We start from the raw sequence: 16,967 nt of genomic DNA, 5'->3' as shown, positions 1-16,967 counted from the left end.
GCCAGCCGCTGTCGTCGTGGATCTCGACCGATGTCGCGGTCGGGAGGTGGATCAGCCGGTAGCCGCAAGTGGTGCCGGCTTCGGCCGCACGTGGACGGACCTCGGGTTCGCGTGCATCGCGTTCTCGCAGGTCAGGTCCGCGTTCGGATTCGCCGGACCAAATCGTCCTATCGGTGGGCATCGCAATGTCGCACCCCTGCCCTACAGTGCGTCAAGTAGTCGCTACAGCTGTCGATGGCCGTCGTCTCCTGTTCGCGGCGCGTGTTCGAGGGGGTGGAAGCACTGGCGAGCCGGAGCGCGGAGCAGCTGCTTCACGAGTTCCGCAGCAATGCGAGCGCCGACGTGACCATGTCTTTGCTGCGATCATCGGACGCCCTGCTCAATCTCTCACTGATGGCTGCGCATCTCGGTGAGGGCCAGATCGTTGACGGGCAGTCGCTCGCGGCGGACATGAATGCGGATCTTCCGGCGCTGCTGCGCGGCCTTACACCCTCCCGAGAGCCGGACGACGCCGAGGCACCGACGCTGGACGCGGAACACCTGCTGACGAAGTGGACCAAGCGGGGCTGGGTGCATCGCAGCGTCGACCCGGCCACTCGCATCGAGCGGTATCAGCTGACGTCGGGCGCCAGCCAGGCAGTGCGGCAGATGCGGGCCCTTCACCGGCACAGCTCCGTGGCCACGGAGTCCGCGCTGGCCATGGTCATGGGTGACATACGCCAGATCGCGACCGAGGCCAACCCAGATCCTGTGGTTCGCCGGCGTGCGCTGAGCGAGCAGATTGCGGCGCTGCGGGAGCAGCTCGACGCGCTGGACCGCGGCGAGATCCTGACGGTCAATCATCGCGAGCTGGTGGACAAGGTCGCCGCGGTCGCGCAGTTGATCGACCGTATCCCGGTGGACATCGGCCGGTACGGCGAGCGCATGCACGCCAACACCGCGACGCTGCTTAGGCAGAGTCTCACCGACGATCCCGCCGAGTTCGCCGAGACGTTGCAGCAGATGTTCGACGGCCATGATGTGATCGCCGAGTCGCCGGACGGTCTGGCGTTTCGGGCCTTCGCCACCGTGATCGCCACACCGTCGCAACGTTCGCAACTTGAGTCAGACATCGCCGAGATCACCGAACGGGTCACGGGCCTGCCCGCTCATCTGCGCGACGCGCTCACCGGATTCATCGAGGCGATGTGGCGGCGAGTGCAGGAGGTCGAAGGCGTCAGGGCGGTGGCGTTTCGCCGGATCAGCAACTTCGTCCGCGGCGGAGACGCCGCCCATTACCGCAGCATGCGCACCAAGGTCAGCGAAGCCCAGGCCGCCGCGGCCGAGGCGTTTCAGCGGACCCATGGCGGCCGTGATATCGGGTTCGTCGTCCCGATGAGTGGCGTCAACGCCAGGTCGGTGGGCCGGCTACGGCTTCACCCCGGTACACCGCTGCTGGCTGACCCGGTCGTCGACTCCGGTGACGAGTTCGACATCGACCCCTCGGCGCTTGCCGGCCGCGAGGCAATCGACTGGGCGGCGCTACGCGCGGCGGCGCACGCGGCGATGGACGCGCACAGCGGCGTCGCCACCCTGCATGAGGTTTTGCACTTCCTACCCCGGCCGCGGGCCGGCGACATCATCGGCCTGTGGTCGCTGGCGACGCGGTTCGGCGACGTGGACCCTGACGCCCGCGAGCTGGTGATGGCGCACACAGGCCGCGGTCTGCGCGAGATCAATGTCCCGTACCTGGTGTTCGGAGAGCCGATTCCCGATCCGTCGCCGCACTTGCCTCGCCGGCGTCTGTTGTCTGCCCAGCCAGCCCTGATGGAAGGGATCGGCCATGCCTGACCGTTCACAGCCCCGTTTCGACGAGGTGTTCGGCGCCGGGCTGTTCCCCAAGCCGGAACCGGCCAGTTCGCCGCTGCTGGACGCCGTGGCGGTGTTCGATGACGCGCCTGGCGAGGCTGTGGGCGTGCACGTGGACAGCGGTGAACGGCCGGCCCGATTCGATGGCGACACCAGCGAACTGCCTGCCGAGGCGTGCTGGGCGCTGCAGGAACTGGTCGCCGCGCCGCATCTGAGCGACCGCAATAAGCACCACTGGCCCGTGGTGCTGCAGTACGAGGGTCTTCTGCGCAGCCGGTTGTCCGAGCTGGGACTGACTTTGGAAGTCAACCGGGAGTATCGATACGCCTTCACCCGGCAGGCGGAGGATCCAAGCCCAAGAAGCCGGACGATTTTGCGGTCCCGCACGCTGAGTCTCGCGGCGAGCGCGCTGGCCCTCTATCTCTATCAGCAGTATGTGCTCGCACCGGACGAGCCCGTCGTCGAGACCGCAGACATGATCGATCACATGCTGGCCTACAAACGCACCGACGACACTGACGAGGCCGGCTTCGTCAAGAAGGTCCGCGCCGCGATCAACGCTCTCGACGAGGCGGCCATCATCAAACCGATCAAGGGAACCAGCCGCTACCTCATCTACGGCGTAATCACCTCCATCCTCAACGCCCAGCAGGTACAAGCCCTGCAGGAGCGCTACACCGCGATCGCCCGCGGGGAGGCGCCGTCCAGCCCGGAGGACAGCGAGGCTGTCAATGCATAACATCCCGAGTGCCCGGACGGTGTTCCTTGGACAGTTCCGGTTGGTCCGGCTACAAGTCGTCAACTGGGGCACGTTCTGCGGCTACAAGGACCTGCCAATCGACGAGCGCGGTGTGCTGCTGACCGGCCCGTCGGGCTCAGGCAAGTCGTCAATGATGGACGCCCACTCGATTGCTCTGCTGCCGACCCACGATCAGCGGTTCAACGCCTCAGCCGACCTGACCGCCCGCGGAGCCAAGCAGAGCACCCGCAGCGTGGCCGACTACGTGCGCGGCGCGTGGTCGCAGACCAGCGACGAGAACGACATGTCGCAGGTGCAATACCTGCGCGGAGGAAAACCGACCTGGTCGGCGGTCGCCGCCACCTACGACAACGGGCTCGGCGCGGTGACGACCGCGGTGGTCGTGCGCTGGTTCTCCGGGGTAGAAAACGACGGCTCCGCACTCAAGCCGATGTATCAACTGCACGACGGGCACTTCGACATCAGTCTGCTACGCGAGTGGGCGGACCGGGAGTTCGACACGAAGTGGCTCAAGACCGCCTACCCGGCGCACTACCCTCCCAGCCAGGCTTCGTACATGAACGCGCTGACGCAACGCGTCGGCCTCGGCGGGTCGCAGACCGGCCTGGCCCTGCTCGGCAAGGCCAAGGCGATGAAGAACGTGGGCGACCTGAACCTGTTCATCCGCGAGAACATGCTGGATGAGCCGGACACATTCGCCGCCGCCCAACGGGTGGTGGAAGCCTTCACCCCGTTAAACGAGGCATACGAGACCGCGAGCAGGGCCCACGCGCAGGCGCAGATCCTACGCGACGTTCCGGCGAACTGGACGCTGTTCCACGAGTCCGGGACCATCAGCGAACGCGCCGCCCACCTGCTCGGGACCCCCGTCGATCACTACCTGCGAGGCGTGCACCTGCAGCTGCTCGACGCAGAACTCAAGCGTCTCGACCAGGTCATCGCCGCCCTCGACCAGCAACTCTCGGAGCAAGAAGACGAACAAGGGCGCAAGTACGAGGCGTTCCGCTCCCTCGATGATCAATACCGGCAAAGCAGCACCGCCTTGCAAAACCTGCAATCGCAACTGCAGCTGGCCGGCGCCGAGGCGGCACACCGGCGCGACGCGTACCGCATCTACAGCGGATACGTGACCCGTCTGCAACGCCCCTGCCCCCACGACGACGACTCATTCACCACCCTCCGCGGCCAGCTCGATGACATCAAGAAAACCGCCGCCGACGAGCTGCAACGCGACGAGCCTATCCGGGCGCGTGCCCTCGGCGTCGCAGTGAAGACCACGGAAGCGCTCGAGGCGAAACAGAAAGAACTGCTCGCCCTGCAATCGGCCCGCACACTCATTCCACCGAACCCCATTCGCGTCCGGGAGGAAATCGCCGCCGGCACTGGCGTACCGGTCGCGGACCTAGCCTACGCAGCCGAGCTGATCGACATCGCCGACGGCCAGGAACGATGGCGGCCCGCCGCTGAAAAGGTGCTGCGCAACTTCGGGCTGCGGATACTGGTACCGGAAGCCCACAAGGACGTCGTCGGACGGTTCATTGACGAGCACAACATGCGCGCCATCGTGGAACACAGCACCGTGACCGCCGTGTCGTCGCACCAACCGCCACCAGGACCGCAAACCCTTGCTGGCAAGCTCACCGTCGACCATAAACACCCCAGCGGCGAATGGCTGTCCGCGCAGCTCGTGCGGCAGTTCGATCACGTGTGCGTCGAGACGGCGAGCGATCTGGAACCGCACCGGCGTGCCGTGACGGTCCGCGGAACGGTCAAGCTGCCCGGCAACCACTACCGCAAGGACGATCGTCCCGAGGTCACCAGCCCGTCGGCGTACATCCTCGGGGCGAACACCGCCGCCAAACGCGCCGCACTTGAGGCGGAGGTCGACCAGCTCCAACGGGACACCAAGGAGGCCAACAGCCACGCGCGAAAGCTTGAGCGGCAGTACCGGCAACTCGACGCGATGATCGAGGCGGCGACCCAGCTCGCCGCATACACGATGTGGAGCCAGGTAGACCACGCCTCAGCGGTGCGGACAGTCCGCGAGCTGGAGGACCGCATTGAAGCGCTGAAAGCCGACAACGTCGACCTGCAACGACTCGAACGCCAGCGCGACGACGCGGAACGCGAATACAGGGCCGCCACCGACACCTGCTCGCGGACCCGGACCTCCATCGAAGATCACGGCAGGAATCAGACCCGGCTGGTCGACATCTACGAGGCCGAGGACCGTAAGCCCCGCATCATCGACAATGCCCACGATCATGCCTACCTCGACGAGGTAAGAGCGAGCCTGGATGTCACGGCGACCGTGGACGCGATCAACAACCTTCGCAGCGCTCTACGGTCGGAACTGAGCCACCGCAAAGACACCGCATTGCAAGACCGCAAGCTCGCGCTGTCCAAGGTCAGGAACGCGATCGAGCGGTTCCTCGAACGGTGGTCGGACAGCGCGCCGGATACCAGCGGTGACGCCGAACAATCCGGCGGATCATTCGCTGCCCTCTACGAGGAGATCGCCGAACGCCGCCTCCCGGACGCGATGACCAAGTTTCAGCAGATGATCAGCGAGGACATGGTGCCCTCCATCGGTCTGCTGCAACGCGCCATCGAGAAAGCCACCGAGGAAATCCGGCGCCGCATCGACGTGGTCAACGCCGGGCTGCGCCGCGCCGAGTTCAACCCCGGCACCAACCTGCAGATCGCCTATAAAGCCAACCCGCCGGCCGAGGTCAAGGACTTCCGCAAAGCCGTCGACGACCTGCTCCGTCACGCCCCAGCCGCTCGCCGCGACCCCGCTGCCTCGATCGCGCAATTTCGGCGCGTTCGCGAGCTTATGACCCGGTTCACCGCCTCCAGCAGCGAAGCACGTCGCTGGCGCACCAACGTCTTGGACGTGCGCATCAGCTACACCTTCTACGGACGCGAGGAGAACACCGACGGCATCACCATCTTCACCTACCACAACACCGCCTCCAACTCCGGCGGGGAACAGGAGAAACTGGTCGCGTTCTGCCTGGCCGCCGCGCTGAGCTACAACCTCGCCGATGACAACTCCGACGGCCGACCCCGGTTCGCACCGCTCATGCTGGACGAGGCGTTCAGCAAATCCGACGAAACCTACGCCGCGCAGGCCCTCGCCGTGTTCGAGGAGTTCGGCTTCCAAATGATCATCGCGGCGCCGATCCGCATGTCCGGCATCGTCGAACCGTTCATCGGTCAAGCCGTCCTGGTTGAGAAACGCATCATGCCCGACGGTGCCCACTCCAACGCCGCATACGCCACCTTCGGTGACCTCGCCGCCCGCCGCGACACCGAACTCGAAGGGGCGGTCCGTGCGGCAGCCTGACGAGATCACCGCAATGCTGCGGCGCCGGTTCGACCAGGACTACCCCCGTTGGGCCCGCGGCGACGGCACCTGGCCAATGCGCGTGTCCCTGCAGCCGCCCACGACCGCGGAACGATCCGCCGACCCGGTCGCCTGCCACGAATGGGCCAGTTTGTGGCAGGAATACCGCGGGCCTGGCACCGTCTACCATCAAAACGTAAGGTTTCCTACCGGCCTGCATTCCATGCCGCATGCCCTAATCCTCGACGGTCCGGCCGACGCTGCGGCGGCCTGCACCGAGACAGCCGAGACGTGGCGCCGCTGCGGGCACCGGTTGATCAACTTGCAGAGCCGGTTTCCCCTCGCGCGGTTCGACGGGCTGATCCGGCGCATCACCGACCTCGACCCACCGGACTTCGACCGCTTGGCCCATACCGTCGAGTGGCTCAACGCGAACCCGACCTCCGGCCTGCTGCTGCGCCAACTACCGATCAAGGGCATTAACACCAAGTGGCTCATGCGTCATGCCCACCTCGTCCTGGCCATGCTCGGCGACGACGACACCGAGCCGGCGCAGGACGACGGCGACGGTCAACGCAGACTGCGTCTGCACCGCCGGCTCGGCTTACGCATCCCGCCCGACCTCGTCCAGGTGGCCGTACTCGACCCTGATCTGCGCGCCCAAGTCGCCGGCATGCGGCACTTCGCCGCCGGCATCGACGACCTCAACACCTGGCCGCACCTGCCGCGCATCGTTGTCATCCTCGAGAACAAGGAGACCGGCTACGCACTGACCGACGACCTGCCCGACACCGTAGTACTGCACGGCGAGGGCTTCAGCGTCCTGCACTACGCCCGCGTCGACTGGGTACGAGCAGCCACCCAAGTGCTCTATTGGGGTGATATCGATGCGGCCGGCTTGCAGTTTGTCAACGACCTCCGCGGCTACGGCATCGCCGTGACGACGGTCATGATGAACCGCGAAACCCTCGAGTTGTTCGCCGACCTCAGCGTCAACGGCGCCAGCCCGCAACGTCGAACCCTGCCGAACCTCGACGAAGATGAGCAGAACCTGTACACGCACTTGGTCGAGCATGCGGACGCCAATTCGTCCGGAATACTCCTCGAGCAGGAGCGCATCCCGTGGACTCACGCGTACCCACTCCTGCTGGGTGAGATTCGTCGGCTTGTCTGCTGACCACCGTCGTAGCTGACGCGATCAGCGGGCATGAGGAGGATGTCCAGGGCTACATCGATCGTCACGCCGATCCGCCCCTACAGCCGAAGGCCCCGCCCGGGTACGAACTGCGGCAGTGGTCCACCGACGGACAGGCGCTCCTGCTCGGGCAAACCAGCGGCACCAGCGAGACGTACACGAAGTTCACCCTGACCAGCGGAGAGCTACGCCCACTGGCGTTACCCGCGATGCCGGCCCGTCGAATGCTGGCATTCCTCGACGGGCGTGAACTCCCCACCGCGGAGTTCAACCTCGGCGCGAACCTCCGGCCGCGCCGGCAGTTCACCACCGCCATCCAGACGTCGACGGCCGCAACGCCCGCTCGATGTCGATCCCCACCACCAGCAGGTAGGCCCCGGCGACATCCCCGACGCGCTCGTCCCGGTCATTCGCGGCGGAGGCAATCCGCCGAGGGTGTGGGCGCTGGTCACCCGGCAAAAGCCGGCCCTGGCCGGTCGGCCGGAACAGGCGCAGGAAGCCCCCTGGACATTGGTCGGGGTAGACCTGCGGTCCGGCCAACCAGCCGGCCGGATCGATCTCGTGATGCCGAAAAATGACCAAGGGAGGAATTCCTCGGTCTCGCCGGAACCGAGATCCTCCTGTACCGCTGGACCGCCCACGGCGCCGAACTGGTCGCCGCCAACCCCGCCAACGGCCAGCGCTGAGTACTCACCTGACTACCCGACTACGCGCGGCTGGCCGTCGCTGGCAACTAAAGTGTCCAAGCCAGCAGCAGCAGGACCCAGCGCTCGAGAACAACGAGGGATTCAAACCCACGACAGCCTCATGTCGAGCCTCGTTCGGGACTTGTCATTGCTTGTCAAAACCCCTTGTTACCAACAGTAACCGGATCAAGCTTGTCATTGTTTGCCGAAGATGGTCGTTGAGCTGCGAAGACACAGCAAGGCGCCCATCGTCTCTTGTCACTCTTCGTCAACGATTTGGCGGGGTTTTCGGGGGGTAAACGAGGGTGGGTTGTTGGTTCGATGTTGTGTGCGTCCGTCAGCCAGTTGGTCGCCGGGCGACGCTGCCAGGCCCACTCAGCGGCGCTGGCAGCTTTCGGCCTGAAGCTTTGACAGCCAGTTGATCTGTGCGCAAGCTGCGGGGCATCGGGAGAGACCACCGGGCGGGTTGGCTGCTAGCGTTCGCCGCCGTGTGGATCGAGGAGATCGTGGCCGGGCGACCGGCGTGGCGGCACGTCCCGTCGGGAGTCGTGTTCCGGGAGGTTCCGGGCGGCGTGTTCCGGATGGGGCTGTCCGATGCGGAGCTCGATGCGGTACGCGCCATCGAGCGCAGCGGCGATGTCGAAGACACCATCGACCCGTTCCTTGCCAGCGCCAAGGACGCACAACCGGTCCGCGAGGTGCACGTCGAATCGTTCCTGCTCGCCCGGCACCCGCTGACCGTGGCGCAGGTCCGGTCCTGGCTGCCCGAGTACGACGACGACTACGCCGAGGCGGACACCGGCACGGCTCGGCTCGAAGGCGACCTGGACGACCTGCTCGAGTTGTTGCCGTTCGACCTGCCCAGCGAGGCGCAGTGGGAATACGCAGCCCGGGCCGGCACCACCACTCTGACCTTTCACGGTGACGGAAAACCCGACGAGGACCACCTTCTCGACGACTTCGGCGACGAGACGCGCACGGCAGCCAGCGAGAACGCGTTCGGGCTGGCGGCAATGGGCTCGGCGAACGAACTCTGCGCCGACGTGTGGATCCCCGGCTTCGACGGCGCACCGTCAGACGCGCGACCGCGGACCGGAGACGGGCCCCGGACCGTACGCGGCGGAGCCGCCGACCTATACCCATGGCAAGGCTGCGACGAGTGGCTGCTACTACTCTCCGCCACCCGATACGAACACGCCGACTTCACAGCCATACGCCCGGCCGCACCACTGCCACCCCACTGAGGCTGGTGGAAGAGGACCTATCGCGAGCAGCAAGCAGGCTCGATGGTCGCCGAGTAGGGATGCGGCGCCGCCCTTTGGCCTCACCGCTCGCACAGCCCGCTTGTCGCCGCCGGGGGTTTAGTAAGACGTATCCGGCTCACACAGCTTCACGAGAGGGTCGTGCCGCTCGGGTGCCCCCTGCACGGCGCAGCAAGACGTGTCGCAGATCAGTGCGCTGACGGCCGATGGCTGCTTGCCGGCGAGGCGCGCTCCACTTGAAGTCAAACGTGTAACTCCAGGCGAGGGCTTGCACAGCCTCTTCCCCAATCTCGGGGTGCGTCTCACGGAATTCGGCGGCAGCCTGCTCTCCCATCGCTGTCAGGTCAGGGGCGACTTTGCTTGCTTCGGACGAGTAGAACTCGTCCTCAAGTCGGCGGACTTCTGCGAGGACGCCGAGGGCGAGCACAGGTCCGAACTCGGCCACGAGCGACGCCTCATTGCGGTCGGGCCACGGCGTTCGTCCCCAACCGGTCCAGATGACGATGGCACGGGTAATGATCTCGCTATCCATGGCTATCGCCTCCAGAGGACGCTCGAAGGCCGGTATGTGGATCGATCGAAGTGATGGACGCAACATCTTTTATTTGCCTTCAGCGCAGGGAACTCGACGCTTGGCTGAACGCGCTAGTCAAACCAGTCGGCTCAGCGAGATCGGCGGTCAACCGAGCACCGGCGTGACTGACCACGCCCGCCGCCAGCGATGCTATTTGCCCTCGATCGGGACGGCAACCATCCTCACCGTGTGAACGCCCGCCGAACCGTCGTCTTGGTAGATGACCTACCCTTCGTTTGTGAATGGCCGTATCGTCGAGGTGGCCCGCGCCAGCGACGCCGGAGTTGAGCTCATCGCCCCAGCACCTTGATTGGCGCCACCGCTGGCTGCCACCGCATCGGTCGGTCGGAGAGCGCCCACGATCGACGGCGTTTGGTTGGAGGAATGACAACCACAGGAGGCACCTAGGACTTCTTAAGAAAGCCGCTCCATCAATTGGTGCGGCTTACAGTCCGCGACTACAAATATCGACGCCCACTTCGCCATGTCGGAATACCTCTGTCATTCAACTCGCCGAGCAACCAGATAGCGCCGTTTAGACGCTTCAACTCGAGCTCGGAATCCGATATGGGAATAACCTGACAGAAGTGCACGTGCGTCGAATCTGGAAGGACGAGCGGAGTCAGGAGATCTTCTATCTGAGGGACTACCATGAATGTGGAAACTGTCGCACCGGGCCACAGGGGTTCGCCCAAGGTCACCGTTTGCCCTGGCCAGACGTCGCCCCCGAACTGCGGATAGCTACCAAGAAGCGACATGGACGGAGCGATATCGTCGAACTCCGGACTGAAGCCGACGAAAAACTCCACCCGGCGCCCGCCAGACGAGGCAGACCGCGTAACACTAGCCCCGTTCGTCGCGTAGACGGTCGCGCCCTCGCCGGTCGCCTCCTCTGGCCACTTGTAAACCTCCATGGAGTTACCAAGGACGTTGAAACGCGCTTCACGGCCGGGCAAGCCCCACTTAGATTCATAATAGTTCCGAACCAAATCACTAACCTGCATTGTAAGGCCCCCCCTCCTAATGGCCACCAGGATCCCTGCGGCCACTGACATCAGCAGTGACAGCAACCGGCACGAACACCAGCGTCCGCCGACGCATCTAGGTGAGCTGTGCGAGACAACCGCCGAGTCGCAGGGCACCCTCCTTCCTGAATTTACTTGGACAAAGAAGTCCACACATTAGGACCAACCGCCAGCTCTTCGACATGGCAAAAAACGCCGTTCATCTGTACCTTCGCCGGACTATCTAGCTGGCCCCCGTTAGACCCCAACAGGCACTTGCATCGCAGCGGCCCGCAAACCGGAAACTATAGAGAGATCGGCCACCGGATCTTGCAAGGCATCCAAGGCATCCGCCTGCCGTCGCAGTTCGGCTTGGATCGACGAAGCCTGCAACAGCGCCTCACCATCATCCCTTCCAAGAACCTCTAGATCCTGTTCTCGTGCTTCGAACTCGTCTGCGGCCGAATACGCTCGCTCTGCTGCGTAGACAGCGAGGTCAACATTATCGTCACGCAAAATTTCCAAGAGGTAGACGAGCGAGGCAATGGCATCTTCCGCCTGCGGCGCCCCCTCATTCCAGTCTTCTTCAGCCGGCAACAGTTCCTTCATCGAGTCCGGCGTAGGAAGCTCCGATGCGACGCCGCTCACGTCGCCCCCCTGTAACCCCGACCAGACTGCGTCAACTGAGGTCCGGACCAGGACAGGATCGCCGACCTCCTCCAACTCACTGAATTTCAAGTATGCAGGTATCAGCACCTCAACGCAGCCAGCTGCAAAGGCGACACGTTGCCACGGGGCAAGGCTGACAAGGTTTCCGCGTAGCCGCTGAGAATCGAAGCGCACCGGGACCACCATCAGTTCTCCTTTCCCAAGGTACGCATAACAGCGCTCATCCCATCGGACGGGATCCTACAACCTTCTTCTTCTAGGTACTGACGACAGGCTGGGCAGGTTGCATGCGGATAACTGGATAGCGCCCGCGGACTCAGCCCAAGGTTTTTCGCCCGCTCGTTTGCGGTTACCTCAGCATGACGTCCAGGAAGCCGCGCTTCCAGTTCGGAACCACCCATCGCAGCTCGCTGACGTGGGTCAATGTCACGGACGCCGGATGCCACTAGGTCTGGCCCATTATTGGTACTCATCACAACCGTGTCTCGCTGCGTTCTAGCGATGGGATCGAGCGATCCATTGATCCGCTCAGCACTACGTTCCAGGCGAGGAACATCGCAAGCCCTCCCTGCGAATGCGGGATCGTTGTTGTGGACGAGGACGGGGATTGTGCCAGCCAGCACATAGTACGTGTGGGTGTTGTCGACGGTGAGGTCGCGCATGGTCTTGCTGCCGTCGACGTTGGTGACCCGGACGACGGTGACGGTGCGTCCGGGTCCGCCGCCGCCCATACCGGCGCCGGTGCTGTCGCCCTCGAGCCGCTTGTCGTCGTGGACGAGCAGTCGATGTCCCGACGTCAACTGCGCGGCGTCTACCCATCGCCCGTCGGTGGCGTCCCAGAATGGGTGATGCTCGGTCGTCTTCAGCACTGACGTCGTGCCGGTCTCACCGTCGCGGACGGTGACATCGGTCAGGTCGTCATCGACGTTGACGTGCAGGTAGGTGACCTTCTGGGGCGTGCCTTCGCTTGCAGCACGGTTCTGAACGTCATCAAGAGATTGCTCTGGGCTCCGGCTGGCACCGGGGCCACCGAGGCGTGCTGCGGTCAGCTGCGATGTAGTCGTCGAGTCGGCTCGTTCGTAAAAACCTCCACAAACGACGTAGCGTCTACTTTAGGAGCCAGGTGCTCGTGGAGAACGAGGGAATTGAACCCACAACAACCTCATGTCGAGCCTCGTTCAAGGCTTGTCATTGCTTGTCAAAACCCCTTGTTACCATCCGTAACGAAATCGACCTTGTCGTTGATTGTCGAGAACTAGCGTTGAGCTGCACAGATACGATCAAGCACTGGTCGTTTGTTGTCACTGATTGTCAACGGTAGACGGGGGTTTTCGGGGGGTAAACGGGGGGCGGCGACGTGGCAGCGCTGGGTCCTACGGCGCCGTGCTCCCCCACCATTGGGGACGTGCCGTCACCAGGAAACAGCGCGCGCCCACCCGTCGCGACTCGCCTACCGCAGGCAAGGGGTTCGTGTCGGTGGGCCGACACGAACCGTCGCCCCACCGCCTTTGACACTCAGCGCAACGCTTGAGTTCGCGCAAATCTAGGTGCGGCGTTGACCTCTTCGGGATTGCCGACCCGGTCCGTGTGCTGGGGACGGCCGTGCGACCGTTTCCCCGCAGACATGGACCCGCTCAGGCGGGGACGACCATCGGCGTGCCGGCGATCGGGTCGGGTACGACGAGGCAGCTGAGACCGAAGACCTGCTCGACGAGGTCGCCGGTGACGACGTCGACGGGCGCACCCTCGGCGACGATCGCGCCGCCGGACATCGCGATGAGGTGGTCGCAGTATCGGCAGGCGAGGTTGAGGTCGTGCATGACGATGACGATGGTCTTGCCGGACTCTGCGTTCAGTTTTCGCAGCAGCCGTAGCAGCTCGACCTGGTGGTTGATGTCCAGGTAGGTGGTGGGTTCGTCGAGCAGCAGCAGGTCGGTGTCCTGGGCCAGGGCCATGGCGACCCAGACCCGCTGGCGTTGGCCACCGGACAACTCCCGGATCGGGCGGTCGATGAGGTCCGCGGTGCCGGTGGCGTCGAGGGCCCGGGCGACGGCGTCGTGGTCGTCGCCGCTGAACCGTCGGAACCATCCCTGGTGGGGGTAGCGACCACGGGCCACGAGGTCGGCGACGGTGATGCCGTCGGGCGCGACGGGAGTCTGCGGGAGCAGTCCGAGCACCTTGGCCACGTCGACGTTGCGCAGGTCGGCGAGGGGTTTGTCGTCGAGCAGGACGGTGCCGTCGCGCGGTGTCAACAGTCGGGCCAGGCCGCGCAGGAGAGTGGACTTGCCGCAGGCGTTGGCGCCGACGATCGCGGTGACCTTGCCGTCGAGCACGGCGACGTCGAGGTTGTCGACGATGGTCCGGTCGTCGTAGCCGAGGGTGAGGCCCTCGGCGCGTAGTCGGGTCATCCACCCGCTCCTTGTCGGTTGGTGGTGGCGAGCAGCCACAGCAGGTAGGGGGCACCGACCGCGCCGGTCACCACGCCGGTGGGCAACGGTGTGGGCAGCAGGTGTACGGCGACGAGGTCGGCGGTGAGCAGCAGCACGGCGCCGACCAGGGCGGCGGGCAGGACGCTCCGGGCTGCGGGGCCGAGGAGCCGGTTGGCGATCGGTCCGGCCACTAGGGCGACGAAGGCGATCGGGCCCGCCACGGCCACCGCCAGGGCTACCAGCACGACGGCGGTGCCGAGCAGGCCGGCTCGGCTGAGCTCGGCCCGGACGCCCAGCATTCGGGCGGCGTCGTCACCGAGTGCGAGGGCGCTCAGTGGCCGTTGCAGCAGCGTGGCGGCCGGCAGCAGGACGATCAGGGCGCCGGTGAGCGCCCACAGCTCCGTGGTGCTGGCCTGGCCGACCGAGCCGACCAGCCAGTGCATGGCCTGGCGGGCCTCGAAGAGCTGTGCCCGGCTGAGCACGTATCCGACCAGACCCTCGAAGAAGACGGCCACCCCGATGCCGATGAGGATGAACCGGTAGCCGCTGACGCCGTCGCGCCAGGCCAGCAGGTACATCGTCACTGCGGCGGCGACAGCGCCACCGAGGGCGAGCCCGCTGACGACGAGCCCACCGGCCTGCAGGAGCACGATCCCGGTGACGGCTGCCAGCCCAGCCCCCGAGGTGATCCCCACGAAGTCCGGCGACGCGAGGGGGTTGCGCAGCAACTGTTGGAAGATCGTCCCGGACGCGCCGAGGGCGAGTCCGACGGTCAGGGCGGCGGCGGCGGTCGGCAGTCGCAGGCCACGCACGACGAAGTCGACGCTGGGGTTGTCGGACAGGTGCAGGACCGAGGCGATGACCTCAGCGGCGCCGATGCGGAAGCTGCCCACCGTCATGGTGAGCACGAACAGGGCGGCGGCCAGCCCGGTTAGGGCGCAGGTCACCGCGACGGACCGGCCGGTTCGACGCCTCCGGTCGGCGCGCAACGCCGCCGCCGTGCCGGACGGAGCGGAGCGGAGGTCGCTCGTTGTCGTCGTCATCGTGCTCACACCTCCGACAGCCGGCCGTAGCGCACGATGGCGATGAACGCAGGCGCACCGATAAGCCCGAGGACCACGCCGACCTGAACCTCGTCGGGGGCGGCGGCCAGCCGGCCGAGCACGTCGGCGAGGAGCAGGACGATGGGTGCCAGGAGCATCGAGTACGGCAGGATCCAGCGGTAGTCGGGGCCGCAGATGAACCGCGCCAGGTGCGGCACGACGAGCCCGACGAAGACGATCGGTCCGCAGGCCGCGGTGGCGGCGCCGGCGAGAATCGCGACAACGGCGAAGGCGGCCGCGCGGGTACGGGTCACGTTCTGGCCGAGGCCCCGCGCGACGTCCTCGCCGAGCGCGAGGCCGTTGATGGCCCGTCCGAAGCCCAGTGCTGCGGCAAGGCCGATCAGCAGGAACGGGGCGACCCCGGTGAGGATCGGGGTGTACCGGCCGGCGAGTGACCCCACCTGCCAGAACCGCAGCTCGTTGAGGGCGTTGACGTTCGTCATCACGATGCCGCTGGTCACCGAGGTCAGACCGGCGGTGACCGCAGCGCCCGCGAGGGCGAGTTTCACCGGGGTGGCGCCCTCGCGGCCGAGCGAGGCGATCGCGTACACCAGGGCGAGCGCCGCGATCGCGCCGGCGAAGGCGAACCAGACGTAGACGCCGACGCCGCGTACCCCGAGCACCGTGATGGCGAAGACCACGAACGCGGCGGCGCCGGAGTTGATGCCCAGGATTCCGGCGTCCGCCAGGGGGTTGCGGGTGACTCCCTGCAGGATCGCCCCGGCCACCCCGAGCGCGGCGCCGACCAGGATGCCGAGCAGAGTGCGGGGTACGCGCATCTCCAGCGTGACGGTGCTGCTGATCGGTCCGTCGCTGTCGAAGCTCACCAGTGCGTGCAGCACCTCGGCGAGCCCGATCGACCGCGATCCCATGGTCACGCTCAGGAAGCCGACGAGGGCGAGGACCGCACAGAGGACGGCGAGCCCCGGCCCGAGAGCAGAGGCCCGCCGCGCGCCTCCCGTCGAGGTGCGCGTCCCGACCTGGTCAGTTGCCGACATTCGGATCAGCGGCCTTGACCGCCTGGGTCAGCTTGTCCAGCTCGGTGGCGAAGTCCCCGTACGTGTGCAGCCAGAACGCCGGCCAGGAGACGACGGCGCCGGCCTTGGCCGCCTTGATCTTGGACCAGGTGGGCTGCTTCGCGCTCCACTCGGCGTTGGCGGTGGGCGTGAAGGATCGGCCGTCCCACAGGATCAGGTCCGGCTGGTACTTGTCGGCGTTCTCCCAGCTGAGGTTCTCCCAGTACGGGAAGGCCGGGTCCGGGCTGGCCGGGTTGATCACCTTAAGCCCCCAGGTCTGCAGGTCCAGCAGCTCGGGCGCGTACTCGGGGTTCGCGACGTAGACTTTGTCGGTCGCTGGTGACATCGCCGCGACGGTCAGGTCCGGCTTGCCTGCCGTGGCCGCCTTGAATGAGGCCACGGCCTCCTCGAAGCGCTTCTTGTTCGCCGCGATTTGCGGGCTACTCACCTCGGCCCCGAGGCTTTCGGCGAGATCCTCGTACCCCTCGGCCAGCGCGACGATCGACTTGCCCTGCGCGACACCGACGAAGGGGGCCAGCTCGGCGAGCTTCTTGCTCTTCTCGTCGACGCCCTCCTCCATCCCGCTGTGCGCCTTCTCGGCCGGCCACCAGTCGCCGACGATCAGGTCCGGACGCAGGGCGGCGGCCTTCTCCACGTCGATCTTTCCCCACTCCTCGCCGAGGATCTGGATCCCGGTGAGGTCGAGGTTGCGCAGGTTGGGATCGGTCTTGACCGACTCGTCGGCGTAGACGCCGACCGGCTTGATGCCGAAGGACATGAGCGCCGCCGCCTCGCCGGCGTGCGCGATGATCCGGCTCGGCTTCTTGTCCGCCTTGACGACCTGACCCGAGCCGTCGGTGAACGACCAGGGGCCCGACGCGGTGGCAGCGGCGGCGGAGTCACCGGCGCCCGTGTCGCTGCCACAACCGGAAAGCCCACCGAGCACGGCGCTCAGCGCCACCACGGCCAGGACCGGACGCCATGAGTTCATGGTGAAGTTCCCGATCTTTCGAAGAGACGAGCCATCCGGCCCGAAGGTTAGGTTAGGCTAACCAACCTTCGAATCAAGGCC

12 protein-coding genes are annotated in these 16,967 nt (G+C 65.9%); 5 read left to right on the top strand and 7 right to left on the bottom strand.

The genetic code is table 11. The features are described 5' to 3' along the window. Positions 1 to 234 precede the first annotated feature (234 nt). From O7631_RS18095 to O7631_RS18075, 5 genes are all read left to right on the top strand, one after another. On the top strand, positions 235 to 1,830 hold the full coding sequence (locus O7631_RS18095) for a DUF3375 family protein (RefSeq protein ID WP_278145271.1): 1,596 nt from the start codon (positions 235 to 237) through the stop codon (positions 1,828 to 1,830). Further along, positions 1,823 to 2,587 (top strand): DUF4194 domain-containing protein, encoded by a 765-nt coding sequence (locus tag O7631_RS18090; protein WP_278145270.1) that lies wholly within the window; start codon positions 1,823 to 1,825, stop codon positions 2,585 to 2,587. Before O7631_RS18095 ends, O7631_RS18090 begins: the two co-directional genes overlap by 8 nt. Further along, positions 2,580 to 5,957: an SbcC/MukB-like Walker B domain-containing protein gene (locus O7631_RS18085; RefSeq protein WP_278145269.1), complete on the top strand. Its 3,378-nt coding sequence runs from the start codon at positions 2,580 to 2,582 to the stop codon at positions 5,955 to 5,957. Before O7631_RS18090 ends, O7631_RS18085 begins: the two co-directional genes overlap by 8 nt. Continuing rightward, positions 5,944 to 7,134 (top strand): Wadjet anti-phage system protein JetD domain-containing protein, encoded by a 1,191-nt coding sequence (locus O7631_RS18080; protein ID WP_278145268.1) that lies wholly within the window; start codon positions 5,944 to 5,946, stop codon positions 7,132 to 7,134. The genes O7631_RS18085 and O7631_RS18080 overlap by 14 nt, the downstream gene beginning before the upstream one ends. Before the next feature lie 1,192 nt (positions 7,135 to 8,326). Next, positions 8,327 to 9,082 (top strand): SUMF1/EgtB/PvdO family nonheme iron enzyme, encoded by a 756-nt coding sequence (locus tag O7631_RS18075; protein WP_278145267.1) that lies wholly within the window; start codon positions 8,327 to 8,329, stop codon positions 9,080 to 9,082. Positions 9,083 to 9,218: 136 nt separating this feature from the next. Here the strand turns inward: O7631_RS18075 and O7631_RS18070 are convergent, their stop codons facing one another. The 7 genes from O7631_RS18070 to O7631_RS18040 all read right to left on the bottom strand — a co-directional run bounded on the left by O7631_RS18070 (position 9,219) and on the right by O7631_RS18040 (position 16,886). Beyond that, a complete protein-coding gene (locus O7631_RS18070) occupies positions 9,219 to 9,632 on the bottom strand; it encodes a hypothetical protein (protein WP_278145266.1) in 414 nt (137 codons plus the stop codon). Between the two features lie 1,304 nt (positions 9,633 to 10,936). Then, positions 10,937 to 11,533 (bottom strand): DUF416 family protein, encoded by a 597-nt coding sequence (locus O7631_RS18065; protein WP_278145265.1) that lies wholly within the window; start codon positions 11,531 to 11,533, stop codon positions 10,937 to 10,939. After that, the gene (locus O7631_RS18060) at positions 11,533 to 12,216 is read right to left on the bottom strand and encodes a hypothetical protein (RefSeq protein ID WP_278145264.1); all 684 of its coding nucleotides are present in this window, start codon (positions 12,214 to 12,216) and stop codon (positions 11,533 to 11,535) included. The genes O7631_RS18065 and O7631_RS18060 overlap by 1 nt, the downstream gene beginning before the upstream one ends. 765 nt (positions 12,217 to 12,981) lie before the next feature. Next, complete coding sequence (locus O7631_RS18055; protein ID WP_278145263.1) at positions 12,982 to 13,755, bottom strand: ABC transporter ATP-binding protein; 774 nt, start codon at positions 13,753 to 13,755, stop codon at positions 12,982 to 12,984. After that, entirely contained in the window at positions 13,752 to 14,819 is a 1,068-nt protein-coding gene (locus tag O7631_RS18050; protein ID WP_278145262.1) for an iron chelate uptake ABC transporter family permease subunit, read from the bottom strand. Before O7631_RS18050 ends, O7631_RS18055 begins: the two co-directional genes overlap by 4 nt. 5 nt (positions 14,820 to 14,824) lie before the next feature. Continuing rightward, entirely contained in the window at positions 14,825 to 15,877 is a 1,053-nt protein-coding gene (locus O7631_RS18045) for an iron ABC transporter permease (protein WP_278145261.1), read from the bottom strand. Continuing rightward, on the bottom strand, positions 15,864 to 16,886 hold the full coding sequence (locus O7631_RS18040) for an ABC transporter substrate-binding protein (RefSeq protein WP_278145260.1): 1,023 nt from the start codon (positions 16,884 to 16,886) through the stop codon (positions 15,864 to 15,866). The genes O7631_RS18045 and O7631_RS18040 overlap by 14 nt, the downstream gene beginning before the upstream one ends. Between the last annotated feature and the right edge of the window lie 81 nt (positions 16,887 to 16,967).

The organism is Micromonospora sp. WMMD967, from assembly GCF_029626165.1.
Lineage (GTDB): Bacteria > Actinomycetota > Actinomycetes > Mycobacteriales > Micromonosporaceae > Micromonospora > Micromonospora taraxaci.
The sequence above is the reverse complement of the archived record's forward strand: the minus strand, read 5'-3'. Positions and strand labels throughout refer to the sequence as shown.